Origin of the sequence: Pseudomonas sp. NMS19W, from assembly GCF_051554255.1 — a bacterium.
Taxonomy (GTDB): domain Bacteria; phylum Pseudomonadota; class Gammaproteobacteria; order Pseudomonadales; family Pseudomonadaceae; genus Aquipseudomonas; species Aquipseudomonas kribbensis.
Genome location: NZ_CP136718.1, coordinates 5,360,235 through 5,384,110, shown reverse-complemented (window position 1 = coordinate 5,384,110; position 23,876 = coordinate 5,360,235). Strand labels below are relative to the sequence as shown.

At 61.0% G+C, this 23,876-nt stretch carries 22 protein-coding genes, 4 tRNA genes and 2 pseudogenes; 19 read left to right on the top strand and 9 right to left on the bottom strand.

Annotated elements, in window-relative coordinates:
- The first annotated feature begins 73 nt into the window (after positions 1–73).
- Positions 74–1,018, top strand: a complete 945-nt coding sequence (gene ispH, locus R1A29_RS24665; RefSeq protein ID WP_038361699.1) for a 4-hydroxy-3-methylbut-2-enyl diphosphate reductase — start codon at positions 74–76, stop codon at positions 1,016–1,018.
- Here ispH and R1A29_RS24660 read toward each other — a convergent pair.
- On the bottom strand, positions 990–1,544 hold the full coding sequence (locus R1A29_RS24660; RefSeq protein ID WP_438299828.1) for a GspH/FimT family pseudopilin: 555 nt from the start codon (positions 1,542–1,544) through the stop codon (positions 990–992). The two genes, ispH and R1A29_RS24660, sit on opposite strands and share 29 nt — an antisense overlap.
- A gap of 130 nt (positions 1,545–1,674) precedes the next feature.
- On the opposite strand from R1A29_RS24660, the gene R1A29_RS24655 reads away from it, so the two are divergent.
- From R1A29_RS24655 to thiO, 7 genes are read left to right on the top strand one after another with little or no spacing between them, the layout of a single operon-like run.
- Entirely contained in the window at positions 1,675–2,148 is a 474-nt protein-coding gene (locus R1A29_RS24655) for a GspH/FimT family pseudopilin (protein ID WP_114885624.1), read from the top strand.
- Positions 2,145–2,594 (top strand): type IV pilus modification protein PilV, encoded by a 450-nt coding sequence (pilV, locus tag R1A29_RS24650; RefSeq protein WP_134828154.1) that lies wholly within the window; start codon positions 2,145–2,147, stop codon positions 2,592–2,594. The genes R1A29_RS24655 and pilV overlap by 4 nt, the downstream gene beginning before the upstream one ends.
- Complete coding sequence (locus R1A29_RS24645; protein ID WP_438299827.1) at positions 2,591–3,304, top strand: PilW family protein; 714 nt, start codon at positions 2,591–2,593, stop codon at positions 3,302–3,304. The genes pilV and R1A29_RS24645 overlap by 4 nt, the downstream gene beginning before the upstream one ends.
- A 10-nt stretch (positions 3,305–3,314) precedes the next feature.
- The gene (locus R1A29_RS24640; protein ID WP_408987287.1) at positions 3,315–3,794 is read left to right on the top strand and encodes a pilus assembly PilX family protein; all 480 of its coding nucleotides are present in this window, start codon (positions 3,315–3,317) and stop codon (positions 3,792–3,794) included.
- On the top strand, positions 3,781–6,873 hold the full coding sequence (locus R1A29_RS24635) for a pilus assembly protein (protein ID WP_438299826.1): 3,093 nt from the start codon (positions 3,781–3,783) through the stop codon (positions 6,871–6,873). The genes R1A29_RS24640 and R1A29_RS24635 overlap by 14 nt, the downstream gene beginning before the upstream one ends.
- A 14-nt stretch (positions 6,874–6,887) precedes the next feature.
- Positions 6,888–7,289, top strand: coding sequence for a type IV pilin protein (locus R1A29_RS24630; RefSeq protein ID WP_085712180.1), 402 nt, complete (start codon positions 6,888–6,890; stop codon positions 7,287–7,289).
- Positions 7,290–7,346: 57 nt separating this feature from the next.
- Positions 7,347–8,447 carry a glycine oxidase ThiO gene (thiO, locus tag R1A29_RS24625; protein WP_438299825.1) on the top strand — a complete coding sequence of 367 codons (1,101 nt, stop codon included), beginning with the start codon at positions 7,347–7,349 and terminating at the stop codon, positions 8,445–8,447.
- Here thiO and R1A29_RS24620 read toward each other — a convergent pair.
- From R1A29_RS24620 to R1A29_RS24605, 4 genes and pseudogenes are all read right to left on the bottom strand, one after another.
- The gene (locus tag R1A29_RS24620; protein ID WP_438299824.1) at positions 8,444–9,811 is read right to left on the bottom strand and encodes a sigma-54-dependent transcriptional regulator; all 1,368 of its coding nucleotides are present in this window, start codon (positions 9,809–9,811) and stop codon (positions 8,444–8,446) included. The genes thiO and R1A29_RS24620 overlap by 4 nt on opposite strands.
- Positions 9,786–11,375 carry a sensor histidine kinase gene (locus tag R1A29_RS24615; RefSeq protein ID WP_438299823.1) on the bottom strand — a complete coding sequence of 530 codons (1,590 nt, stop codon included), beginning with the start codon at positions 11,373–11,375 and terminating at the stop codon, positions 9,786–9,788. The genes R1A29_RS24620 and R1A29_RS24615 overlap by 26 nt, the downstream gene beginning before the upstream one ends.
- Positions 11,365–11,597 (bottom strand): annotated as a pseudogene (locus tag R1A29_RS24610) (PP0621 family protein). The gene R1A29_RS24615 and the pseudogene R1A29_RS24610 overlap by 11 nt, the downstream one beginning before the upstream one ends.
- Positions 11,598–11,723: 126 nt before the next feature.
- Positions 11,724–12,746, bottom strand: coding sequence for an outer membrane protein assembly factor BamD (locus R1A29_RS24605; RefSeq protein ID WP_248743729.1), 1,023 nt, complete (start codon positions 12,744–12,746; stop codon positions 11,724–11,726).
- A gap of 152 nt (positions 12,747–12,898) precedes the next feature.
- Here R1A29_RS24605 and rluD point away from each other — a divergent pair, with 152 nt between their 5' ends.
- The 9 genes and pseudogenes from rluD to R1A29_RS24560 all read left to right on the top strand — a co-directional run bounded on the left by rluD (position 12,899) and on the right by R1A29_RS24560 (position 19,764).
- Positions 12,899–13,861, top strand: coding sequence for a 23S rRNA pseudouridine(1911/1915/1917) synthase RluD (gene rluD / locus R1A29_RS24600; RefSeq protein ID WP_085712174.1), 963 nt, complete (start codon positions 12,899–12,901; stop codon positions 13,859–13,861).
- Entirely contained in the window at positions 13,858–14,580 is a 723-nt protein-coding gene (gene pgeF, locus R1A29_RS24595; RefSeq protein ID WP_438299822.1) for a peptidoglycan editing factor PgeF, read from the top strand. Before rluD ends, pgeF begins: the two co-directional genes overlap by 4 nt.
- Positions 14,581–14,711: 131 nt before the next feature.
- The gene (gene clpB, locus R1A29_RS24590) at positions 14,712–17,276 is read left to right on the top strand and encodes an ATP-dependent chaperone ClpB (protein WP_438299821.1); all 2,565 of its coding nucleotides are present in this window, start codon (positions 14,712–14,714) and stop codon (positions 17,274–17,276) included.
- Between the two features lie 298 nt (positions 17,277–17,574).
- Positions 17,575–17,650 (top strand) — tRNA-Asn (locus tag R1A29_RS24585).
- 9 nt (positions 17,651–17,659) lie between these two features.
- Positions 17,660–17,736 (top strand) — tRNA-Pro (locus R1A29_RS24580).
- Between the two features lie 5 nt (positions 17,737–17,741).
- Positions 17,742–17,817: transfer RNA gene (locus tag R1A29_RS24575), tRNA-Lys, on the top strand.
- A gap of 97 nt (positions 17,818–17,914) precedes the next feature.
- Positions 17,915–17,991, top strand: a tRNA-Pro gene (locus R1A29_RS24570).
- Positions 17,992–18,138: 147 nt separating this feature from the next.
- Positions 18,139–18,909, top strand: a pseudogene (locus R1A29_RS24565) (MCP four helix bundle domain-containing protein); the annotation flags it as partial.
- Positions 18,901–19,764, top strand: a complete 864-nt coding sequence (locus tag R1A29_RS24560; protein WP_438302088.1) for a methyl-accepting chemotaxis protein — start codon at positions 18,901–18,903, stop codon at positions 19,762–19,764. The pseudogene R1A29_RS24565 and the gene R1A29_RS24560, both read left to right, overlap by 9 nt.
- 75 nt (positions 19,765–19,839) lie before the next feature.
- Here the strand turns inward: R1A29_RS24560 and R1A29_RS24555 are convergent, their stop codons facing one another.
- The 4 genes from R1A29_RS24555 to R1A29_RS24540 all read right to left on the bottom strand — a co-directional run bounded on the left by R1A29_RS24555 (position 19,840) and on the right by R1A29_RS24540 (position 22,770).
- A complete protein-coding gene (locus R1A29_RS24555) occupies positions 19,840–20,247 on the bottom strand; it encodes an HvfA family oxazolone/thioamide-modified RiPP metallophore (RefSeq protein ID WP_114885602.1) in 408 nt (135 codons plus the stop codon).
- A 213-nt stretch (positions 20,248–20,460) separates the two neighbouring features.
- Positions 20,461–21,759 carry an NAD(P)/FAD-dependent oxidoreductase gene (locus tag R1A29_RS24550; protein ID WP_438299820.1) on the bottom strand — a complete coding sequence of 433 codons (1,299 nt, stop codon included), beginning with the start codon at positions 21,757–21,759 and terminating at the stop codon, positions 20,461–20,463.
- Between the two features lie 66 nt (positions 21,760–21,825).
- Positions 21,826–21,999 (bottom strand): DUF3094 domain-containing protein, encoded by a 174-nt coding sequence (locus R1A29_RS24545; RefSeq protein ID WP_065261571.1) that lies wholly within the window; start codon positions 21,997–21,999, stop codon positions 21,826–21,828.
- Between the two features lie 144 nt (positions 22,000–22,143).
- Positions 22,144–22,770 carry a DUF1780 domain-containing protein gene (locus tag R1A29_RS24540; RefSeq protein ID WP_065261573.1) on the bottom strand — a complete coding sequence of 209 codons (627 nt, stop codon included), beginning with the start codon at positions 22,768–22,770 and terminating at the stop codon, positions 22,144–22,146.
- A gap of 133 nt (positions 22,771–22,903) precedes the next feature.
- On the opposite strand from R1A29_RS24540, the gene R1A29_RS24535 reads away from it, so the two are divergent.
- Together R1A29_RS24535 and R1A29_RS24530 are read left to right on the top strand one after the other, a co-directional pair.
- A complete protein-coding gene (locus tag R1A29_RS24535; protein ID WP_438299819.1) occupies positions 22,904–23,593 on the top strand; it encodes an energy-coupling factor ABC transporter permease in 690 nt (229 codons plus the stop codon).
- A gap of 65 nt (positions 23,594–23,658) precedes the next feature.
- Positions 23,659–23,874, top strand: coding sequence for a hypothetical protein (locus R1A29_RS24530; protein ID WP_208939726.1), 216 nt, complete (start codon positions 23,659–23,661; stop codon positions 23,872–23,874).
- The last annotated feature ends 2 nt before the right edge of the window (positions 23,875–23,876 follow it).

The following is a 23,876-nucleotide window of genomic DNA, read 5'->3' as shown; positions in this document are numbered from 1 at the left end:
ACGCTGTTCTGCGGGGGCCGGACCGGCCCCCGCATTGATCTGAATTTTTCGCGCGCAAGACACGAGGCACAGCATGCAAATCAAACTCGCCAACCCCCGTGGCTTCTGCGCCGGCGTGGACCGGGCGATCGAAATCGTCAACCGCGCCCTGGAAGTCTTCGGGCCGCCGATCTATGTGCGTCATGAAGTGGTGCACAACAAGTTCGTCGTCGAGGACCTGCGCAGTCGTGGCGCGATCTTCGTCGAAGAACTGGATCAGGTGCCGGACGACGTCATCGTGATCTTCAGTGCCCATGGCGTCTCGCAAGCCGTGCGCACCGAAGCCGCCGGTCGTGGCCTGAAAGTGTTCGACGCTACGTGCCCGCTGGTGACCAAGGTGCACATCGAAGTCGCCAAATACAGCCGCGACGGCCGTGAATGCATCCTGATCGGCCACGCCGGTCACCCGGAAGTCGAAGGCACCATGGGCCAGTACGACGCCAGCAACGGCGGTGCGATCTACCTCGTCGAGGACGAGAAAGATGTTGCCGAACTGCAGGTGCACAACCCTGAAAAACTCGCCTTTGTCACCCAGACCACGCTGTCCATGGATGACACCAGCCGTGTCATCGACGCACTGCGTACGCGTTTCCCGGCCATCGGCGGACCGCGCAAGGACGACATCTGCTACGCCACCCAAAACCGTCAGGACGCGGTCAAGCAACTGGCCGACGAATGCGACGTGGTGCTGGTGGTCGGCAGCCCGAACAGCTCCAACTCCAACCGCCTGCGCGAGCTGGCCGAACGCATGGCCACGCCGGCGTACCTGATCGACGGTGCCGAAGACCTGCAAAAGAGCTGGTTCGATGGTGTCGAGCGTATCGGCATCACCGCCGGTGCTTCCGCGCCGGAAGTGCTGGTGCGTGGCGTGATCCAGCAATTACAGGCCTGGGGTGCCACCGGTGCCGACGAGTTGGCCGGGCGTGAAGAGAACATCACCTTCTCGATGCCTAAAGAGCTGCGCGTCCGTTCGATCTGACGGCTTTATCCTTTCGACACAGCGCCTGTTCAGCCTTTTCGCTGGTCAGGCGCACGCGACCGGTTGCTGCCAGCACCAGTTGAAGCTGGCTGACCGGTTCGCGGGTCGAACAGATGTGTAGTTTCCCTGCCTGAAACGCCCGCCCGGGCATCAGCGGTTGCCCCAGACTGCTGAATCGTATGTACCGACTGACAAACCAGTTGCCGACAATGGGCACTTGCCCATCACTGGAGTGCTCGACCAGCAGCGGATTGCTGCTGTCCTCCGCGCCCTTGCCACTGACATCCAGAATGATCCGCCAGCCCTGGCTCCAGTCCCCGTCGATGCCGTGAATCACCACGCTCTGATTGCGGGTGATCGCCTGGGTGCGGGCGTTGCGTATCCCGTTCATCAGTGACTCGGCGACTTGTTGGCGGTGGTTTGACTCCATCAGTGTTGTCAGCGCCGGGCCGACCAGCGACAGAACAATTGCGCCGATCGCCAGTCCCATGAGCAGTTCGACCAGACTGAAACCCTGTTGCGGCATGAGCATTTCCTCCTTGAAGCAGGGTGCTCGACGCGATCCGTGCGCCGGGCAGGGCAAATCAACCGACGTAAGCCGGCCGAATGTTCTAGGTTTACAGGGCAGGTATAGCCGACGGCAACGGAGGGCATCGATGGATCATCGTACAAAAGGTTTCACGCTGATCGAGGTGCTGGTGGCGGTCGCATTGGTGGTGATCCTGATCACGATGGCCGTCCCGGCGTTTACCCGATCGATCCAGGGCAGCAAGGCCGACACCGAAGTCGGCGACCTGCAGCGGGCGCTCAACTATGCGCGACTGGAAGCCATCGATCGCGGGACCACCATCCGCTTGCGGCCAACCGCCGGGGGCAGCGTCTGGACCGGCGAGTTGTCGGTCTACGACAGTACTGGCACTTCGGCCAATGTATTGCGGGTTGTTCCAGCGATGAGCAGTGGCGCGACTCTGACGCTAACCTCAGGAGTGACCACGCTGGATTTCAACAATCTGGGGGGGCTGGCAGCACCGTCCACGGCGGTGGTGTTCAGTTATACGCTGGGAACCCAAAGCAGGACGCTTAACGTGTGTCTGAACGGACGAATTCAATCGGGTGGAAGCTGCGGATGAGGGCAGGGAGCAGAGTTGCACAGGAAGGCATGTCGCTGATCGAAATTCTCGTCGCGTTGCTGGTGCTGACGGTCGGGTTGCTGGGGGCGGCGGCGGTTCAGCTCAATGCGCTGAAATACACCGACAGCTCGCGGATGACCAGTCAGGCGAGTTTCATCGCCTACGACATGATGGACCGCATCCGCGCCAACTCCGGGGCCGACTACACCGTCACGCCGCCGACCTCGGGCAACCTGAGCGTTACCCGGGACCAGGATCTCTACGACTTCACCACCAACATCGTCAATTTCGGCGGGCCGACCGCCACCGGCAGCATCACCCTCAACCAGCGGGTGTACACCATCACCATCAACTGGAGCGATTCACGGGCCGCCAACACCGCGAGCGCTCCGCGCAGTTTTGTCCTGACCAGTCGCGCCACGGTCGACCCAGTGGCATCGCCATGAAGCGGCATAGCCAGGGTTTCGGCCTGATCGAAATGCTCATCGCCCTGGCGCTGGGGCTGATCATCGTACTGGGCGTCGTGCAGACTTTTCTCGCGGCCAAGAATACTTATGTCAGTCAGAACACCTCGGCGGCCATGCAGGAAGATGCACGGTTCGTGCTGAGCAAGATGATTCAGGAAATTCGCATGGTCGGGATGTTCGGCTGTCTGGGGACGATTACCGACGCCAGCACCAGCGGCGACTTCAATGCCGCGCAGATCACGCCGATCAGCTGGGACAACACCAATCTCAAACTGACGTTGGTCACTGCCGACGTCGGCAGTGGCGGCGGAACACCGACCTGGACGGTGGTTTCCGATTGCCGCAACAGCGCAACGGCCTACAGCAACCTGCAGACGCCGGCGGCCGGGCAAATCGCCTTCCCGATCCGTCGTCTGGTCTACAGCTTCAGCAACAACCAGATTCTGATGGGCACCGGTGGTGGAACGCCGACCCAGCAGGTATTGGTGAACAACGTCAGCGCTTTTACGGTGATGTTCGGCCTCGCCACATCGGCGACTGATGTCTCAGCCTCGACCTACAGCAGCAATCCCGGCGATCCGGCGCGCATCCGCAGCGTACGCCTGACCCTGACCCTCACCGACCCGAACAACCGGGTCGCCAACCAGACCTTCAACGTGGTTGCCGCTCTGCGCAACCGCTTGCAGTGAGGGCCGGCCGATGAATGTTTCTCTCCATCAACGAAGAACCCAGCGTGGCATGGTGTTGTTGGTCAGCCTGGTATTTCTGTTGCTCCTGACGGTGATCGGCCTGTCATCGATGCAGAGCGCCAACCTGCAGGAAAAGATGGCCGGCAGCGTGAGCCTGCGCAATCAGTCGTTCCAGACCGCCGAGGCGGCGCTGCGTATTGGCGAGAGTGCGGTGCAACTGAGCACGTATTCGCTGGCGGTGTGCGCCAATACCACTCAGTGCGCACCGCCGGCCGAGTCCACGGTCGTGACTGCTGCGGGGCTCAACTCGACATCCGGAGTTACATGGATCGCTGCCGGCAACGGTTTCTACGGGGTACAGAACATCGGCACCACGCTCACCGCGGTGAACGTTCCGAGCAACACCTCGGCGACGCTGTACCGGGTAACGGCTGTTGGCATCGTCGGCAGTTCACGCAGTGTGGTGGAGAGTGTCTATGCGAAGTACTGAACGACGCTCTGGCTGGCGGCCGTGGTTGGCGGGGTTTCTTGCGGGTTTGTATCTGGCCGCGCCGGCGTATGCGTTCACGCCGTCTGACTCACCATTGCTCAGTGCCGCCGCCGTGCCGCCGAATGTCATCTTGTTGATCGACGACTCGGGCAGCATGAACAGCATTATTTACGCTGCGGGTTTCGATCCTACGGTCACCCGCACACCGGCCCGGCAGTGCAACGCGGTGCTCGGGTTGTGCCTGTCTTCGACGGCCATCACCGGTGATCCGGTGTTTCTGTCGAGCCTGCCGACCTCCGGCTGCTCCGGCGGTGCCTATGCGTTCTACAACAACAGCCTGGCACCGCTGTGTCTTAAACTGCCGGACCCGGTCGGCGGCGGCAATACCCGGTATTACGGGGATTACATCGCCTACGTGGTCGGCCTCGCCATCAGCAACGGCACCCGTGATTTCACCACCGGGGCGATTCCCAACGACTACCGGATCAACGTCGCACGCAACGTTTCCACCGCACTGGTGACCAGCAACCGTAACCTGCGTTTCGGCCTGTCGACATTCAACCCGGCCACCAGCAACAACCCGGGCAACGGCGGTTACATCGCCCGTTCCGTCAGCGACCTGGCGCCGGTCAGCGGCAGCGTGACCCAGGCCCAGGCCGACAGTAACTACAACGCACTGATCTCGGCGATCAGCGGCCTGAGCGCCGTGGCCAATACACCCTTGGCGGAAACCTATTACGAAATCACCCGCTACATGCGCGGCATGACGCCGTACTACAACACCACGCCGAGCACCTACACCAGTCCGATCCAGTACCGCTGCCAGAAAAACTACGGGGTGGTGATTACCGACGGCCTGCCGACGTACGATCGCACGTTCCCCACCAATGACCCGCTGGGCGGCAGCCGTCTGCCGAACTGGGACGGCATCAACAATGACGGCAACAACCTCAACGGCGATAACGAGGGCGACACGCTGTACCTGGACGACATCGCCAAGTTCGCCTTCGACATCGACATGCGTTCGAGCGGTGTCGATGCAGCCGGCAAGAGCTGGAGTTCGCCGGACTTTCCCAAACAGAACATGAACACCTACACCGTGGGTTTCACCGCCGCCAATGACATGCTGTCGGACGCGGCGAACTACGGCCAGGGAAAGTATTACCAGGCCACCGACAGTGCCGGCCTCAACACGGCGTTGTCATCGGCATTGAGCGACATCACCTCCAAGGCCGGCTCCGGCGGCAGTGGGGTGACGAGTGCTACGACGCTGGTGAGCGGCAGCAGCTATTTCCAGACCAGTTACGACCCCCGGGACTGGCGCGGTACCATCAAGTCCTTCGGCTTCACCTCGAGCGGGACGGTCAACACCTCGACGGTGCTGTGGACGACCGACACCGCCATCGTCCCCGGCGCCACGGCACCGACCTATCAATCGTGGAATACCTTGAGCAACGCGGCAGTGACACTGGCTTACGGCAACTTCTCTGCAGCGCAGCAGACAACGCTCGGCCAGAGCCTGCCCAGCGGCATCAGTGGCAGCGACCTGGTGGAGTGGAGCAAGGGCACCAACAAGACCGGGCTCAAGGTGCGCAGCGTATTGCTGGGCGACATCATCAACTCGCCGCTGGTGCTGGCCGCGCCCACGGACAAGACCGCCTCCGACCTGTCGGGCGACACCACCTACACCAGTTACCTGACCACCAAGGCCGCGAACATGAATGCCAACCTGGTGGTGAACGGCAACGACGGTTTCGTCAGCGTCATCAACCCGGCCAACGGCACCCGGCGTTACGCCTACATGCCATCGAGCGTGCTGCCGTCGTTGCGATTGATCGCCGACCCCAACTACATCAACGGCGTCAGCCACAAGTTTCTGGTGGACGGGCAGGTCGGTGTCTATGACGCGCAGTTCGGCACGGCCTGGAAAACCCTGGCCATCGGCGGCACCGGGGCCGGTGGCAAGACGTTCTATGCCTTGCAGTTGTTCGACGCCTCGGCGGGGAACATTCTCAATGCGTTGTGGGAAGTGAGTGCACCGACCACTGCCAGCACCGCGAACGCTTTCAATGATCTGGGTTATGCCTATGCCCGTCCGGAAGTGGCACGCTTGGCCGATGGTCGCTGGGCGGCTTTCATCGCCAATGGCTACGGCAGCAACTCGGGGGTGGCGGCGTTGTATGTGCTGGATGTGCGCGACGGTTCGCTGATCAAGAAAATCGTCATCGACAGTACCGAAACCACCAATGGACTGTCGTCGGTGAAGCTCAAGGTCAACTCGCAGAATGTGGTGCAGGCCGCGTACGGTGGAGACTTGAAGGGGCGCCTGTGGAAATTCGACCTGAGCGCGACCACCACCGACAGCTGGGGCGTGGCGTTTTCCGGGAAACCGCTGTTCACCACGGCGGGCGGCACGACGCAACCGATCACCGCGCAGCCGTTGCTGGCGGACAACTCATTGGGGGGCAAACAGATTTTCGTCGGTACTGGCAAATTCAACGAAACCGCCGACAAGACCAACAAGGATCTGCAGGCGTTCTATTCAGTGTGGGATGCCGATGGCGGTTCGGGGCAACTGACGGTCAGCAGCCTGCAGGCCCAGGCCATCACCGGTGTGTTCTCGGGCAGTTCAGGGCAGTTCATTACCACGACCCAGAATGACACCACTTATCCGGCGGAAAAAGGCTGGTATCTGCCGCTGGTGTACAACAACGTATTGACCGGCGAGCGGGTGATCAATCAGGCGAGTCTGGTGCTGGGGCGAATCGTATTTACTACGGCCAGCGTCGATACCACTGACCCGTGCTCCAGCTTCGGTACCGGCAAACTGGTCGAACTCGATGCGTTCAGCGGTAAGATGCTCAACTATGCGGTGCTCGACACCAACGCCGACGGCGTGGTCGACACCAATGACACGATTTCCAGCGGTGTGGTGTTCAGTGGCGGCATTCCTACGCTGAACGCCATCGTCAATGGCGCATCGCGCAAGATCGTGAACGATTCCAGTGGCGGGATCACCACCCTGGTGGAAAAATCCGGCGGCGGCAGCCGTCGTATCATGTGGCGACAAATACAGTAAGCGAGAGTTGAGGCATGCGCAGATCCATCCGCGGATTCACCCTGATCGAAATCATGATCGTGATTGCGATCATCGGGATCATCATCACCATTGCCGCACCGAGCTATACCGAATACCTGAAAAAGGGCCGCCGCGCCGAAGTGGCCTCGCTGCTGAACGAGCAGGCGCAGACCCTCGAACGCTTCTACACCCGTAACAATGTTTACACCGGTGTCACCGGGCTCAGCACGGGCAATGATTTCTACACCATCACCCCGACCATCGCTGACCAGACTTACCTGCTGACCGCGACCCGCAAGGCGGGCACGACCATGGCCGGCGACAAGTGCGGGGACTTCACCCTCACCAACACCGGTGTACGCAGCATGATCAACGCGACTGCCGGGCTTGCCACCAAGGATTGCTGGGGCCGCTGAGCCGCTTTCATTCGGGCGCCTTTTGCGCCCACTGTCTTTTTTACGGTTGGAACAAACATGACCAGGCAACAGCAAGTGGTGATTGTCGGTGGCGGGGTGATTGGCCTGCTGACCGCGTACAACCTCGCCTCCGAAGTGCGCAGCGTGGTGCTGCTGGATCGCTCGAACGTCGGCCAGGAATCGTCCTGGGCCGGCGGCGGCATCGTTTCTCCGCTGTATCCATGGCGTTATAGCCCGGCGGTCACGGCGCTGGCGCACTGGTCGCAGGACTTTTATCCACAGCTGGGCGAGCGATTGTTTGCCGACACCGGCGTCGATCCTGAAGTCCATACCACCGGCCTGTACTGGCTGGACCTGGACGACGAAGCCGAAGCGCTGGCCTGGGCCGAGCGGGAAAACCGTCCGCTGCGGGCTGTGGATATCTCGGCGGCCCATGATGCGGTGCCGGTACTTGGCGGCGGTTTTTCCCGGGCGATCTACATGGCTGACGTGGCCAACGTACGCAACCCACGGCTGGTGAAATCGCTGAAAGCGGCGTTGCTGGCATTGCCGAACGTGACGATTCACGAGCAGTGCGAGGTCAGCGGGTTTGTCCGTGAGGGCGAGAAGGTTGTCGGTGTGCAAACGCCGAAAGGCGTGATCAACGGCGATCAGGTGGTGCTGACGGCGGGGGCGTGGAGCGGCGAGCTGCTCAAGACGCTGAATCTGTCGCTGCCGGTGGAACCGGTCAAAGGCCAGATGATTCTCTACAAGTGCGCGGCGGACTTCCTGCCGAGCATGGTGCTGGCCAAGGGGCGTTATGCGATTCCGCGTCGCGACGGGCACATCCTGATCGGCAGCACGCTGGAGCACGAAGGTTTCGACAAGACCCCGACCGAAAACGCTCTGGAAAGCCTGAAAGCCTCGGCCGTGGAGTTGCTGCCGGCGCTGGCGGATGCCGAAGTGGTGGGGCACTGGGCCGGGTTGCGTCCCGGCTCGCCGGAGGGGATTCCCTACATCGGGCGGGTGCCAGGTGTTGATGGTTTGTGGCTCAACTGCGGGCATTACCGCAACGGACTGGTGCTGGCACCTGCCTCCTGTCAGTTGTTTGCCGATGTGATGCTGGGGCGAGCGCCGATCATCGATCCGGCGCCGTATGCCCCGACCGGGCGCATTTAATCCAGGCCGAGCTTCTTGAGCCTGTAGCGCATCGAACGGAATGACAGATTCAACCGCTGGGCGGCAGCCGTACGGTTCCAGCGGGTTTCTTCCAGCGCCTGAAGGATCAACTTGCGCTCCACGTTCTCCAGATAATCTTCGAGGTTGTCGATCTGTGTGAGATCGGCAATACCGCCCTCGGCTGCGCAATTGCCTTCGCTCAGGCGCAGGTCGTCGGCCTCGATCGTGCGGTTTTCACACAGGGTGTGCGCGCGCTCGAGGACGTTCTCCAACTCCCGGACATTCCCCGGGAAACGGTAGTTCTTCAAGGCCTCCAGCGCTTGTGGATGCAGGCGCGCCGCCGGCTGGCCAGTGCCGTGGGCCAGACGCTTGAGCACATGGCTGGCCAATGCCTCGATATCGTCACGACGTTCGCGCAGAGAAGGCACCCGCAGTTCGATCACGTTCAGCCGGTAATACAGATCCTGCCGAAAGCGCTCGGCGGCGACTTCCGCGTCCAGATCCTTGTGCGTGGCGCAGAGAATACGCACATCGACCACGGTTTCCTGCTGGCCGCCGACGCTGCGCACGGCTTTTTCCTGAATCGCCCGCAACAGCTTGACCTGCATCGACAGCGGCAAGTCCGCCACTTCATCGAGAAATAGTGTCCCGCCATGGGCGGCCTGGAACAGGCCCGGCTTATCGTCCACCGCGCCAGTGAAGCTGCCTTTGCGGTGCCCGAAGAACTCGCTCTCCATCAATTCCGAAGGAATCGCCCCGCAATTCACCGGTACGAACGGTTGGCTGGCGCGCGGGCCCTGCTCGTGAATCAGCCGGGCAACCAGTTCCTTGCCACTGCCGGACTCGCCGCTGATATAGACCGGCGCCTGACTGCGGGCCAGCTTGTCGATCTGCTTGCGCAGGTTGCGCATCGGCAACGAGTCACCGAGCAGGCGCCGGTCAATCGAGGTGCAGACGCCGCCGGTCGCCGGCATGCGCAGCGCCGAAGCGACCAGCTCGCGCAGTCGAGTGAGATCCACCGGTTTGGTCAGGAAGTCGAAAGCCCCGGCTTTCAGGGCGTTGATCGCCGTTTCCAGGCTGCCATAGGCTGTGATCATCGCCACCGGCAATTGTGGGTGGCGTTGCTGGATGTGCTGCACCAGGTCCAGTCCGGTGCCGTCCGGCAGGCGCATGTCGGTCAGGCACAGGTCGAAGGTGTCGCGGTTCAGTAGCGCCTGGGCTTCGCCGAGGTTGCGTGCGCTGAAGGTGTCGAGTTTCATCCGTCCCAGGGTGATTTCCAGGAGTTCGCGGATATCCGGTTCGTCGTCGACGATGAGGATTTTTGCCGTGGGCTCGTGTTCAACTTTGTTTCCGTCCGTGAGCAAAGGTGATGCGAAAGCAGCCGCCGCCTTGGCGTGGTTTGAAGTCTAGGCGGGCCTGGTTGCTTTCGCACAACTCACGGGACAGATAAAGCCCAAGGCCGGTGCCCTGGCTGCTGGTGGTGAAGAAGGGTTCGAACAGATGCGCCTGCTGATCCAGCGCCACGCCGGGGCCGTTGTCCTGGACTTCGAGCACGGCCAGCTGGCTCTCGGGGTCGATGAACAGCCGCAGCCAGACCTGCGCCGGATCGTGCAGCAGGGCGCTGTGCCGCCAGCCGTTGCGCAACAGATTGTCGAGAATTTGCGTCAGTTGCCCCGGGTCCATCAGGGTCCGGAAATCCCCGGATTCGATGTTCAGATGAATCCGTTGGTGCTCGCTGGCCTGTTCGCGGCTTTCCTCGACGAAGTGCGCGAGCCATGGCTCGAGATCCAGCCGTTGCGGCGCGCTCTGCTGGCGGCGGGACAGTTGCAGGACGTTTTCAATGACTCGGTTCATGCGCTGGGAGTGATCCTGGATGATCTGCGTCAGACGCCGGTCCGCGCCGTCGAGTTCCTCGGATTCCCGCAGCAACTGTGCGGCATGACTGATGGCACCCAGCGGGTTGCGGATCTCGTGGGCGATGCCGGCGGTCAGGCGCCCGAGCGCGGCGAGCTTCAGTTGCTGGGCTTGCTGGGCGATTTGCGCGAGGTCCTCGAGAAACACCAGGGTCTGGCGGTTCGGGCTCTGCTCCAGGGCGATGAAGCTCGGTTGCAGTTCCAGGCCGTTGGCGGCGATTTTCAGGCTCTGCGGGCGCAGGGTCGGGTTGTTCAGCCACAGGTTCAGGCGCTCGACCAGTGCGATCGAATATTCATCGATCAAATGACCTTCAAGGGGCGACTGCGCCAGCAGCGTCCGGGCGCTGTGGTTGACCAGTTGTACCCGGCGTTGTTCGTCGAGTACCAGAATGCCGGTGCGCATGCGTTGCAGGATCAAGGCGTTGAGAGCCTCGAGGCTGACCACCTCGCTGGCCCGTTGCTCGGCGAGGGTTTCACTGACTTCGAGGCGGCGGATCAAGCCTTGCACCAGCAGCGCTCCGGCAAAACACAGAGCGCCGAGGGTGCCCGCCTGCAGGTATTCGTTGGCGCTCAGGGGATGACTGAAGCTCAGCAGGAAGCTGAGACCGACAATGCCGAGTGCACCGATGGCCGCGATCAGCACGCCGATACGGCGTTTCAGTAGCGTGTTGCTGATAGCTACCGAGACGATCAGCAGATTGCCGACCGGGCTGGCTACGCCGCCGGCGGCGTAGAACAAGCCGCACAGCAGCAGGATGTCGACCAGGGCCAGCCCGAACAACTGGGCCGGACGGCGGATGTTCTCCAGGAACACCACCAGCAGGATATTCAGCACGAGGTACAACCAGCTGCCATTGCGCAGCAGCTCGTCGTCGGCCGACGTCAGCAGGCGGTTGTCCATGTTGCTGGAGATCAGCAGCACCAGGGTGATGCCGACGCTCAGACGGTAGAGGTGATAGAGGCGCAGCAGTCGCTGGGCCTGTTTGCGAGTGGCGTCGGTCGCCTCAGCGATCACTGGAGCCGGGGCCTTGCTCGAGATGAGCCTGGCTGCAATACCACTGTTGACGAAGGCTCAGCGCGCGGTCGCGTGGCAGGTGCACACCGCAATGGGCGCAACGCACCATGGGGGCGGCATCCTGTTCGCGGGGGATTGCGTGGGTGCGACAGGCGCCTTGAATTTGCGCCAGAGCCAGACGGCGGCAGCGATCAGGGCGATCCAGAAGAGTAGACGAAGCATGATGGGCGGCTTTTTGACTGATGATCCGGCAGTTTAGCCAAGGTCTTGGCAGGCGCACAGCGCAATAAAACGCGGCAATAAAAAAGGGAGATCCGAAGATCTCCCTTTCTGGTGCTTGCGCTGTGATCAGTCGAACACACCGAAAGTCATGTAGCTGAACCACGAACGGTCGTCGTTGTTGCCGGCGGCACCGTGTTCTTCTTCTTCGATCACTGCACCGTTTTCGTCTTTAGGCTTGAGCTCGTTCGGGATCGCGTCTTTCGCGTCCTGGAACTGCTTCTGTACGTCCTGGTTGGCGCGGGTCTCTCCCGGCGGCAGCGGCGGACGGGATTCGATCAGGCCCAGAGTGGCCTTGCTCAGCCACGAACGGTTGTCGGCTTCGGCGACCGACGGTACGAACTGACCGTCTTTCAGGCTCGGATGGTTCGGGTAGTTGAGCTTCAGGGTTTCCAGGCTGGTGGCCGCCAGCTCGTCCAGGTGCAGACGCTGGTAGGCTTCGGTCATCACCGCCAGGCCGTCGCCGACCGATGGGGTTTCCTGGAAGTTTTCCACTACATAACGGCCACGGTTGGCGGCGGCGACATAGGCCTGACGGGTCAGGTAGTAGTCGGCCACGTGGATTTCGTAGGCTGCCAGCAGGTTGCGCAGGTAGATCATGCGCTGCTTTGCGTCCGGCGCGTAGCGGCTGTTCGGGTAACGGCTGGTCAGCTGGGCGAACTCGTTGTAGGAGTCGCGGGCAGCACCCGGGTCACGCTTGGTCATGTCCAGCGGCAGGAAGCGCGCCAGCAGGCCGACGTCCTGGTCGAACGAGGTCAGGCCCTTGAGGTAGTAGGCGTAATCGACGTTCGGGTGCTGTGGGTGCAGACGAATAAAGCGCTCGGCGGCGGACTTTGCAGCTTCCGGCTCCGAGTTCTTGTAGTTCGCATAAATCAGTTCAAGTTGTGCCTGATCTGCGTAGCGACCGAACGGATAGCGCGACTCCAGAGCCTTCAGCTTGGCGGTGGCACTGGTGTAACTGTTGTTGTCCAGGTCCTTTTGAGCCTGCTGGTACAGCTCGGTTTCGCTCAGGTTTTCGTCTACGACTTCCTTCGATGAGCAAGCAGCGGTCAATGCGAGGATGGCGATCAGCAGCAGGTGTTTCACTTGCATGGCGGCTTGCGTCCCTATGACGGCCGCTGTCTTGGGCGGGGCCGTCCTGTTATGATGAGCGCCCCGTTGAAAAGCCCCGGGGCAAAAGACGCCGTATTTAACCACAAGCGCGCAGCCGAAACCAAAGGCTGTAGCCGACGCCCAGTCCGAGCATGTCCGATAAAATTGAACTTCGCGCAGAGGTGCCGTCCGAATTGGGCGGCCAACGCCTCGATCAAGTCGCCGCCCAACTCTTCGCAGAGCACTCCCGCTCGCGCCTTTCCGCCTGGATCAAAGAAGGTCGCCTGACTGTGGACGGGGCGGTCATCCGCCCGCGCGACATCGTTCATGGCGGTGCCGTCCTTGAGCTGACCGCCGAGCAGGAGGCCCAGGGTGAATGGGTCGCCCAGGACATCGAGCTCGACATCGTCTATGAAGACGACGACATCCTGGTGATCAACAAGCCTGCGGGCCTGGTGGTGCACCCGGCTGCCGGCCACGCCGATGGCACCTTGCTCAACGCCTTGCTGCACCACGTGCCGGACATCATTAATGTCCCGCGTGCCGGCATCGTGCATCGTCTGGACAAGGACACCACCGGTCTGATGGTGGTGGCCAAGACCATCCAGGCGCAGACCAAACTGGTCGCGCAGCTGCAAAGCCGCAGCGTGAGCCGGATCTACGAGTGCATCGTGATCGGCGTGGTGACGGCCGGTGGCAAGATCAACGCCCCGATCGGTCGACATGGCCAGCAGCGCCAGCGCATGGCGGTGATGGAAGGCGGCAAGCCTGCCGTCAGCCACTATCGTGTGCTGGAGCGTTTCCGTTCCCACACTCACGTGCGGGTGAAGCTGGAAACCGGTCGTACCCACCAGATCCGCGTACACATGGCGCACATCAACTTCCCGTTGGTCGGCGATCCGGCGTACGGCGGTCGTTTCCGCATTCCGCCGGCGGCGAGCCAGACCATGGTCGAGTCGCTGAAACACTTCCCGCGTCAGGCCCTGCATGCGCGGTTTCTCGAGCTGGATCATCCGACCACCGGTGAGCGCATGAGCTGGGAATCGCCGCTGCCGGAAGATCTGGTCTGGCTGCTGACCCTGCTCAAGCAGGATCGCGAGGCATTCGTCGGATGAACTGGCTGACGCCGGACTGGCCCGCGCCGGCCAGCGTCAAGGCCTGTGTCACCACCCGCGAGGGCGGCGTCAGCGAGGCGCCGTTCGACAGCCTCAATCTGGGCGATCACGTCGATGATCGTCCCGAGGCCGTCGCCGAAAACCGCCGGCGACTGACCGATCACTTCTCTATAAAGCCTGCCTGGTTGCAGCAAGTGCACGGGATTGCCGTGGCCCATGCTGATCCGTCGGTTGTAGCTACGGCCGATGCCAGCTGGACGGCAACACCGGGTATCGCTTGTGCGGCAATGACCGCCGATTGCCTGCCGGCACTGTTCTGTGACCGTGCCGGTACGCGCGTGGCAGCGGCGCATGCCGGTTGGCGTGGGCTGGCGGCTGGTGTGCTGGAAGCCACCCTCGACAGCCTGGATGTGCCTGCCGAAGACATTCTGGTCTGGCTCGGCCCGGCCATCGGTCCGCAAGCCTTCGAAGTCGGCCTGGAAGTCCGGGAAGTCTTCATCAATCAATTGCCCGAAGCCGCGACCGCCTTTGTCCCGAGCCACAACGCGGGCAAGTTCATGGCCGACATCTATAAGCTGGCGCGCCTGCGTCTGGCGGTTCGCGGTGTCACGGCTGTTTATGGTGGCGGTTTCTGTACCGTGACCGATCCGCGCTTCTTTTCCTACCGCCGTGCGCCACGCACTGGTCGCTTTGCTTCCCTCATCTGGCTCACCCGCTAAGCTTGTCTGACTTGCATCAACCCCCTGATGCTTGAATCTTCCAGAATCGACCGCATCTATAGCGGTATCTGGCAGGTTTCTTTATTCAGGATGGTTTTTTAGGTCCGGCCTGCTCAAAAGGAAGGTGACCCATGCGTATAGACCGTTTAACCAGCAAATTACAGTTGGCGTTGTCCGATGCCCAATCCCTGGCTGTCGGCCACGATCATCCGGCCATCGAGCCGGCGCACTTGATGCAAGCCATGCTTGAACAGCAGGGTGGTTCGATCAAACCCCTGTTGATGCAGGTGGGCTTCGACGTCAACAGCTTGCGTAAAGAGCTGACCAAAGAGCTCGATCAATTACCGAAAATCCAGAACCCGACCGGCGACGTGAACATGTCGCAGGATCTGGCGCGTCTGCTCAACCAGGCCGACCGTCTGGCCCAGCAGAAGGGCGACCAGTTCATTTCCAGCGAGCTGGTACTGCTCGCGGCGATGGACGAGAACAGCAAGCTTGGCAAGTTGCTGCTCGGCCAGGGCGTGAGCAAAAAGGCGCTGGAAAACGCCATCAACAACCTGCGCGGTGGCGAGGCGGTGAACGACGCCAACCACGAGGAGTCGCGTCAGGCGCTGGATAAATACACCGTCGACCTGACCAAGCGCGCCGAAGACGGCAAGCTCGATCCGGTGATCGGACGTGACGATGAGATCCGTCGCACCATTCAGGTCCTGCAACGCCGGACCAAGAACAACCCGGTGCTGATCGGCGAGCCTGGCGTGGGTAAAACCGCGATTGCCGAAGGTCTGGCCCAGCGCATCATCAACGGTGAAGTGCCGGATGGCCTGCGCGGCAAGCGTCTGCTGTCCCTCGATATGGGGGCGCTGATTGCCGGTGCCAAGTATCGCGGCGAGTTCGAAGAACGCCTGAAAGCGCTGCTCAACGAGCTGTCGAAGCAGGAAGGGCAGATTATTCTGTTCATCGACGAACTGCACACCATGGTCGGCGCCGGCAAGGGTGAAGGCTCGATGGACGCCGGCAACATGCTCAAACCGGCCCTGGCCCGTGGCGAGCTGCATTGCGTCGGTGCGACCACGCTCAACGAGTACCGCCAATATATAGAGAAGGATGCAGCCCTCGAGCGGCGCTTCCAGAAAGTGCTGGTGGACGAGCCGAGCGAAGAAGACACCATCGCGATCCTGCGTGGCCTCAAGGAGCGTTACGAGGTTCACCACAAAGTGGCGATCACCGACGGTGCGATCATCGCGGCAGCCAAGCTCAGCCATCGCTATATCACTGACCGGCAGTTGCCGGACAAGGCGATCGACCTGATCGACGAAGCCGCCAGCCGCATCCGCATGGAGATCGACTCCAAGCCGGAAGTGCTGGATCGTCTGGAGCGGCGCCTGATTCAGTTGAAGGTGGAATCCCAGGCACTGAAGAAAGAAAGCGACGACGCGGCGAAGAAACGCCTGGAGAAACTCCAGGAAGAAATCGACCGCCACGAGCGTGAGTACTCGGATCTGGAAGAAATCTGGAACTCGGAAAAAGCCGAGGTACAGGGTTCTGCACAGATTCAGCAGAAGATCGAACAGTCCCGTCAGGAACTGGAAGCCGCGCGCCGCAAAGGTGACCTGAACCGCATGGCCGAGTTGCAGTACGGGGTGATCCCGGATCTGGAACGCAGCCTGCAAATGGTCGACCAGCACGGCAAGAGCGAGAACCAGTTGCTGCGCAGCAAGGTGACCGAAGAGGAAATCGCCGAAGTCGTTTCGAAGTGGACCGGTATTCCCGTGTCGAAAATGCTCGAAGGCGAGCGCGACAAACTGATGAAAATGGAAAGCCTGTTGCACCAGCGTGTGATCGGCCAGGAAGAGGCGGTGGTTGCAGTGGCCAACGCAGTGCGGCGTTCCCGTGCCGGGTTGTCCGACCCGAACCGTCCGAGCGGCTCGTTCATGTTTCTCGGCCCGACCGGTGTCGGTAAAACCGAGCTGTGCAAGGCACTGGCCGAATTCCTCTTCGACACTGAAGAGGCGATGGTGCGGATCGACATGTCCGAGTTCATGGAGAAACATTCCGTGGCACGGCTGATCGGTGCACCACCAGGCTACGTCGGTTACGAAGAGGGCGGTTACCTGACCGAAGCGGTACGGCGCAAGCCTTACTCGGTGATCCTGCTGGACGAAGTTGAGAAGGCGCACCCGGATGTGTTCAACATCCTGCTGCAAGTGCTGGAGGATGGTCGCCTGACCGACAGCCACGGTCGTACGGTGGATTTCCGCAATACCGTGATAGTCATGACCTCCAACCTCGGTTCGATGCAGATCCAGGAACTGGTGGGTGATCGTGAAGCGCAACGGGCAGCGGTGATGGATGCGATTTCCACCCACTTCCGTCCGGAGTTCATCAACCGGGTCGACGAAGTGGTGATCTTCGAGCCTCTGGCGCGGGATCAGATCGCGGGCATTACCGAGATCCAGCTGGGTCGTCTGCGCAGTCGTCTGGCCGAGCGCGAGCTGAAGCTGGAACTGAGCCCGGAGGCGATGGACAAGCTGATTGCCGTCGGTTACGACCCGGTCTACGGTGCACGGCCGCTGAAACGGGCGATCCAGCGCTGGATCGAGAACCCGTTGGCGCAGTTGATCCTGTCGGGACGCTTCCTGCCGGGCGAGACCGCGACCGGTGTCGTGGAGAACGACGAGATCACGTTCAACTGACAGCTTTGGGTGGTGAAGTAAGGAAGGCCTCGCAATGCGAGGCCTTTTTTTTCGTTAGGCTGTTGAACTCAAAGGAAAAGGCTTGTAAAGTGCGCCCCGCAGTCAGTCACCAACACGGTTTCAGCTCACTGGGCAGAAATCTGAAATAAGTTGCAAATCATTAACTTGAAAGCAATTTAGGGGGTTGACAGAGGTGTTCTAGGTTGTAGAATAGCGCGCCTCAGACACACGAACGCAGCGATGCGAAAACGATGTCGAGAAGCTGCAAGTTTCACCGTAGTAAATTGAAATGTGTAGTTCCGTGATAGCTCAGTCGGTAGAGCAAATGACTGTTAATCATTGGGTCCCAGGTTCGAGTCCTGGTCACGGAGCCAATTTCAAGCCGGGGTATAGCGCAGTCCGGTAGCGCGCCTGCTTTGGGAGCAGGATGTCAGGAGTTCGAATCCCCTTACCCCGACCATTTTTGGGTCGTTAGCTCAGTTGGTAGAGCAGTTGGCTTTTAACCAATTGGTCGTAGGTTCGAATCCCACACGACCCACCATTTTTGAAACCAGTTAACGCTGGGATCGAATCTTAAGATCAGAGGCCAAAAGCGCTGATCGAAGAAGGCGATCTTTGAAAGGTCGCCTTTTTTTTACCGGGGTATAGCGCAGTCCGGTAGCGCGCCTGCTTTGGGAGCAGGATGTCAGGAGTTCGAATCCCCTTACCCCGACCATATTAAAAATCCTCGTATCGAAAGATACGGGGATTTTTTTGCCCTTCACTCAAGTCATCGTACAACTTGCCGATAGCCCGCTAACGAAAGGGGCCTGCCATCGATCGCCCCTTGAATCCGGCCAATACAAGAAAAAGGGCGTTCGTCATGTTGCTTCGTCAGTTGAATATTGCTCCCCGTGCCGCCTTGGGCTTCGCCCTGATCGCGGTGCTGGTGGCGTTGCTTGGCGTGTTTGCCCTGGGGCAGATGTCGAGCATCCGCGAGAGCGAGGTCGCGGTGGAGAACCAGTGGCTGCCGAGCATTCGTGGCGGTGACGAGATCCGCGAGATCATGCTGCGCATCCGCACCATTTCTCTGCGCATGGCGCTGGATCCGGACCCGAACAACGTTGCTGTTTACCGCAGCCAGATGGACACCCGCGACAAGGAACTGAGCGAGAAGATCGCCGCCTACGATCGACTGGTGACTACTCCGGAAGGCCAGCAGTTGTACGATCAGTTCAAGAAAACCTTCGCAGCCTACCGCGCCGGCATCGCGCAATCGTTCGTCCTTGCCCAGCAAGGCAAACGCGACGAGCTGACAAAACTGCTGCTGGTCGACATGAAAACCGTGGTCGACGGCTCGGGCAAGCAACTCAATGACCTGGCGGATCTGTTCGCCAAACAGGTCGCGGCAGAAAGCAGTAACTCCGCCGCTCATTACGAAACCTCGCGCACCATCGTCAGCCTGTTCATCGCACTGGCGGCATTGGCGACCGTAGCCCTGGCGATGTTGCTCACCCGCAGTATCGTTCGTCCGTTGAGCACCGCCGTCAGCGCCGCAGAAAGTGTTGCGAAAGGGGATTTGACCCGACCGATCGAGACCCAGGGCAACGACGAAGTCAGCCGTTTGCTCAAGGCGCTGGCGACCATGCAACAGAACCTGCGCGAAACCCTGCAAAGCATCAACGGTTCTGCCACGCAACTGGCGACTGCCGCCGATGAGCTCAATGCGGTCACGCTCGACAGCACCCAGGGCCTGCAGCAACAGAACAACGAAATCGAACAGGCCGCCACCTCCGTCAACGAGATGACCACAGCGGTCGAAGAAGTCGCACGCAACGCGGTGTCGACCTCCGACGCGACACGCCAGTCCAGCGAATCGGCGCATCTGGGGCAAGAACGGGTCAGTGAAACCGCCAGCGCCATCAACGCCCTGGCCGGCGACGTGCAACACACTGGCGAGTTGGTGCAATCACTGGCCAACCAGTCCCAAGACATCGGCAAGGTGCTGGACGTGATCCGCGCGATTGCCGAACAGACCAACCTGCTGGCGCTCAACGCCGCCATCGAAGCGGCGCGGGCCGGGGAGAGTGGTCGCGGGTTTGCGGTGGTCGCCGACGAAGTCCGGGCGCTGGCTTATCGCACGCAGCAATCGACCCAGGAAATCGAGCAGATGGTGCAGGGCATGCGCAACGGTTCGAGCCTGGCGTTGGAGTCGATGCAGGCCAGTGCCTCGCGTGCGTCCACCACGCTGGTGCTGGCCGAGCGGGCCGGTGAGGCCCTGCAAACCATCACAGCCTCCGTGCATGAGATCCATGAGCGCAACCTGGTGATCGCCAGTGCCGCCGAAGAACAGGCGCAGGTAGCACGGGAAGTGGATCGCAATCTGGTGAACATCCGGGATTTGTCGGTACGTTCGGCGGCCGGCGCCGATCAGACCAGCGCGTCGAGTCATGAGCTGTCGAAACTCGCCAATGCATTGCAGGGCATGGTGCGGCGCTTCCAGCTGTAATTTCTCAGGCCGCAAAAAAGCCGCGCTTCTCCTCAGAGAATGCGCGGCTTTGTTTTTGCCGGGACGGACTGAATATCAGGCGCCGTCACGCTCTTTCAGGTGTTCGAACAGGCCTTTGGGCATTTTCTTGCCGTTGGCTTCGTAGTTGGCTTTGACGTTGTCGTAAGCCTCTTGCTCGTCGATGAAACCATCGTGGTTGGTGTCGATCTTGTCGAAGTCGGAGTGCGGCGCGACCTTCAGGAATTCCGCGCGGGAGACTTTGCCATCACCATCGGTGTCGGTCTTGGCCATCGACGCGTCGCCGCATTTGCCTTCACCGCATTTGCCTTCCGGGGTTTTCACCGAGGTTTCGGCCGAGGCGACCATGTAGCCCTGGGCCAGCGGTTGCGCGGCGAACACCGAGCCGGACAGCATCAGGCCGCCGGCCAGTACGGCACCGACCAGGCCAAGAGAGGTTTTGCCGATTTTCGAAGTGCGGGTCATTTCATTCTCCTTCGGTTGCACTGCGCAACCACACGTTAAGGGCGATCAATCCGGAGCAGGTGTGCTCGGGTGTGGCCATTAAGCGATGGCGGTGTATCGCGTCTGTGTCGAGGAGAGAGGCGTTTGTAAGCGAAGGTGAGGAAAGCGGGGGCAGATACAGTAAAAGACAAAACGCTGTGGGAGCGAGCAGGCCTACCCCCACAGCGTTTTACATCAGTGCAGCTTCAGGCGTGGCTCGGTGCCGCGTCCGATCTTGCTGCCCAGCATCAGCATGGCGGTGCGGAACGGGCCGTACAGCGCCATCTGGTGCATGCGGTACAACGAAACGTAGAACATCCGCGCCAGCCAGCCTTCGAGCATCACGCTGCCGGTCAGGTTGCCCATCAAGTTACCCACAGCCGAAAAACGCGACAGCGAAATCAGCGAGCCGTAGTCGGTGTACTTGTACTCCGGCAGGCTCTTGCCTTCGATCCGCAGTTTCAGCGACTTGGCCAGCAGCGACGCCTGCTGGTGCGCCGCCTGGGCCCGTGGCGGCACGTTGCGATCCGAGCCCGGTTGCGGGCAGGCGGCGCAATCACCGAAGGCGAAAATGTTATCGTCGCGGGTGGTCTGCAACGTCGGCAGCACTTGCAGCTGGTTGATACGGTTGGTTTCCAGGCCATCGATGTCCTTGAGGAAACCCGGCGCGCGGATCCCGGCGGCCCAGACTTTCAGGCTGGCCTTGATCTCGTTGCCATCGGCAGTGATCAGGCTGTCGGCGGTGACCTGGCTGACCGACGCGTTGGTCATCACATTGGCCCCGAGTTTCTCCAGCGTCTTGTGCACCGGCCCGCTGATGCGTTCCGGCAGTGCCGGCAGCACCCGTGGCCCGGCTTCGATCAGGGTGATGTGCATGTTTTCCGGTTTGATCCGGTCCAGACCATAGGCCGCCAGTTCATGGGCGGCGTTATGCAGCTCTGCCGCCAGCTCGACGCCCGTGGCGCCGGCGCCGACGATGGCCACGCTGATCTGCTGAACCACATCGGTCTGCCCGGCGTGAGCACGCAGGTAGTGATTGAGCAGTTGCTGGTGGAAACGCTCGGCCTGTTTACGGGTGTCGAGGAACAGGCAGTGCTGCGCGGCGCCCTGGGTGCCGAAATCGTTGGTGGTACTGCCGACCGCGATCACCAGCGAGTCATACGGCACTTCCCGCGCCGGCACCAGTTCCACGCCGTTTTCGTCGTAGGTGGCGGCGAGCTGGATCTTCTTCTGCTCACGATCGAGCCCGCTCATGCGCCCCAGCTGGAACTCGAAGTGGTTCCATTTGGCCTGGGCGACATAGTTGAGTTCGTCTTCGGAAGAGTTCAGCGATCCGGCGGCCACTTCGTGCAACAGCGGTTTCCAGATGTGCGTGAGGTTCGCGTCGACCAGCATGATGCTGGCGGTGCCGCGCTTGCCCAGAGTCTTACCCAGACGGGTAGCCAACTCCAGACCGCCGGCGCCGCCGCCGACAATGACAATACGATGGGACATGGTGATAGCTCGCAAGGTTTTTAAAGGAAATCGTTGTCGTCGTAACCCAAGCGAGCGCGATGCAGCTCATAGCGTCAGGTAACTGATAAATCGGCTCAACAGGCCCAGACCGATGGTCGCTGCCAGTACCACCACCAGGAGCATCCACGGCCGGAATGGCCGGCGCTCGACACGGTGCTGGGACAACTGCAGGTACTCTTCGACATGCTTCTGGTCTTCGGGGTTCAGGCGGCTGGTCATATGAGGCCTCGTCAGGGATAGACGTTGCTGAATGCGCAGACGTTACAGCGGTTTGTCTGCGAGCGTTGAACGGCGCATGTCATCCGGGCGAATGATTGCGCTTTTGTAACATCCGGCCAGTGTTTGCGCCATCCTGCTTAGGGCTTACAGGCTGATCCCGACATCGAACAGAATGCTGCGGCCCAGATTGCTGCGCAGGAAATCCGGTGCATCGGGGTGAGCGAACAACACGCGGGCGAACGTCGGCCCGACCAGTGACAGCGAACGCCAGCCCTGACGCAGATATTCGGTGGGCGGTGGAAAGTGGCTGTTGAGGTCGAGCACTTCGCGCTTGAGGCTGGCGAAGGCGATGATGTCCAGCTCCCCAAGATCCATGCCGCGTTCCTTGTAGTTGTGCGCTTTCTTGCGCAAGGTCGGCGCCAGCCTCAAGAGGAATTCGTTAGCCGGAATCCGCCGTGGCTTGGCCTCGCGGCGTACCAGTTGGCTCAGGGAAAACGCACTGCGCCGACGTTGCAGCTCGTCGCGCCATTCATCGTTGAGCCGGCGGCCTTCGTCGAGGACGAAAAACACTTCGAAGTTGGCATCGCGAAACAACACATCTGGCGGCTCACCGGCCGGGGCGAATTCGTCGGCGCGATAGGGGATATTCAAGCCTTGCAGCAGGCGCTGGCAGACCCAACGCTCACGCTCCCATTTGCGGGCATTGGACAGGAACGCGTTGGCCTGCTCGGCCGCGATGGTCAGCAGGCGTAAATAATCCGAGTCATCCATAGGCCCAAGCTTAGCGTTCAATTGCGACAAGCAGAAAGCTTTGCATCGGCAGATTCACCCGGGTGGCGGTGTAGACTTCGACACAGGAGCGCCAATCAAGGGAGTCTGCGGTGCGAATGAAGGTGATGGGAACATGATCGGTGCAGAACTGCTGTCGTCGACGAGTCTGGCCATCGGCTGGCTGATTTACCTGCCGGTGCTGCTCTGGGCGATCTGCCGTGCGCCGTGGGTTGAATTGTTCAGCGACGGCCGTCGCCAGCACCTGCTGTTCGGCACCGTGTTCGCGCTGTTTCTGTTGTGGATGGTGCGCAGGGATTTCGACACGGGTGTGTCGTATCACTTCATCGGCATGACCGCCGTGACCTTGCTGCTCGACTGGCCGCTGGCGATTGTCGGCGGACTGGTGGCGCAGATCGGGCTGGTTCTGCTGGGCCGCCAGGATCTGGTGGCGGTCGGGGTCAACGGCGCGTTGCTGATCCTGCTGCCGGTGCTGATCACCGAGGGGGTGGCGATTCTGGTCGAGCGGGCGCAACCGCGTAATCCATTTGTGTATATCTTCTGCTCGGGTTTCTTCGCGGCGGCCTTGTCGGCGCTGTCATGTCTGATTCTGAGCCTGACCTTGCTCTGGTACGACGGCCTGTTCGCGATGCCCGAATGGCTGGAAGATTTCATCGGTTATCTGTGGCTGCTGATTTTTCCGGAAGCGTTCATCAACGGCATGGTGATCAGCGCACTAGTGGTGTTCTGCCCGGAATGGCTGGAGACCTTCAACCGCACCCGCTACCTTTCGGCGCCCTGGAAGGACGACGATCCCAAGTCTTGATCCACATCAAATCCACCCCGCGCGCGGCATTTCATGCTCGGCCAAATCCCTTCAGGAGCAGCGGCATGAGCGTTTACGAGTGGGCGAGGCAGGAAACCCGGCAGAGTCTGGAAATGGCGCAGGAGGTGGGATTCGATCCGGGCCTGAGCCTGCGGGCCTTGCTCAGTGCCGTGGTGCAACAGAGCAAGGCGGTGCGCAATGCCGAAGACCTTGCCGACGAGTTGCGCTTTCTGGCGGAAAACCTCGACGACGAGCAGGACTACGGCTTCATGCGGCCCTGAGC

Excerpts from the sequence above, each read along its gene's own strand:
- ispH (WP_038361699.1), top strand. The coding sequence starts at position 74 with ATGCAAATCAAACTCGCCAACCCCCGTGGCTTCTGCGCCGGCGTGGAC.
- R1A29_RS24660 (WP_438299828.1), bottom strand. The coding sequence starts at position 1,544 with ATGCCGCAACAGGGTTTCAGTCTGGTCGAACTGCTCATGGGACTGGCG.
- R1A29_RS24655 (WP_114885624.1), top strand. The coding sequence starts at position 1,675 with ATGGATCATCGTACAAAAGGTTTCACGCTGATCGAGGTGCTGGTGGCG.
- pilV (WP_134828154.1), top strand. The coding sequence starts at position 2,145 with ATGAGGGCAGGGAGCAGAGTTGCACAGGAAGGCATGTCGCTGATCGAA.
- R1A29_RS24645 (WP_438299827.1), top strand. The coding sequence starts at position 2,591 with ATGAAGCGGCATAGCCAGGGTTTCGGCCTGATCGAAATGCTCATCGCC.
- R1A29_RS24640 (WP_408987287.1), top strand. The coding sequence starts at position 3,315 with ATGAATGTTTCTCTCCATCAACGAAGAACCCAGCGTGGCATGGTGTTG.
- R1A29_RS24635 (WP_438299826.1), top strand. The coding sequence starts at position 3,781 with ATGCGAAGTACTGAACGACGCTCTGGCTGGCGGCCGTGGTTGGCGGGG.
- R1A29_RS24630 (WP_085712180.1), top strand. The coding sequence starts at position 6,888 with ATGCGCAGATCCATCCGCGGATTCACCCTGATCGAAATCATGATCGTG.
- thiO (WP_438299825.1), top strand. The coding sequence starts at position 7,347 with ATGACCAGGCAACAGCAAGTGGTGATTGTCGGTGGCGGGGTGATTGGC.
- R1A29_RS24605 (WP_248743729.1), bottom strand. The coding sequence starts at position 12,746 with ATGCAAGTGAAACACCTGCTGCTGATCGCCATCCTCGCATTGACCGCT.
- rluD (WP_085712174.1), top strand. The coding sequence starts at position 12,899 with ATGTCCGATAAAATTGAACTTCGCGCAGAGGTGCCGTCCGAATTGGGC.
- pgeF (WP_438299822.1), top strand. The coding sequence starts at position 13,858 with ATGAACTGGCTGACGCCGGACTGGCCCGCGCCGGCCAGCGTCAAGGCC.
- clpB (WP_438299821.1), top strand. The coding sequence starts at position 14,712 with ATGCGTATAGACCGTTTAACCAGCAAATTACAGTTGGCGTTGTCCGAT.
- R1A29_RS24560 (WP_438302088.1), top strand. The coding sequence starts at position 18,901 with ATGCAACAGAACCTGCGCGAAACCCTGCAAAGCATCAACGGTTCTGCC.
- R1A29_RS24555 (WP_114885602.1), bottom strand. The coding sequence starts at position 20,247 with ATGACCCGCACTTCGAAAATCGGCAAAACCTCTCTTGGCCTGGTCGGT.
- R1A29_RS24550 (WP_438299820.1), bottom strand. The coding sequence starts at position 21,759 with ATGTCCCATCGTATTGTCATTGTCGGCGGCGGCGCCGGCGGTCTGGAG.
- R1A29_RS24545 (WP_065261571.1), bottom strand. The coding sequence starts at position 21,999 with ATGACCAGCCGCCTGAACCCCGAAGACCAGAAGCATGTCGAAGAGTAC.
- R1A29_RS24540 (WP_065261573.1), bottom strand. The coding sequence starts at position 22,770 with ATGGATGACTCGGATTATTTACGCCTGCTGACCATCGCGGCCGAGCAG.
- R1A29_RS24535 (WP_438299819.1), top strand. The coding sequence starts at position 22,904 with ATGATCGGTGCAGAACTGCTGTCGTCGACGAGTCTGGCCATCGGCTGG.
- R1A29_RS24530 (WP_208939726.1), top strand. The coding sequence starts at position 23,659 with ATGAGCGTTTACGAGTGGGCGAGGCAGGAAACCCGGCAGAGTCTGGAA.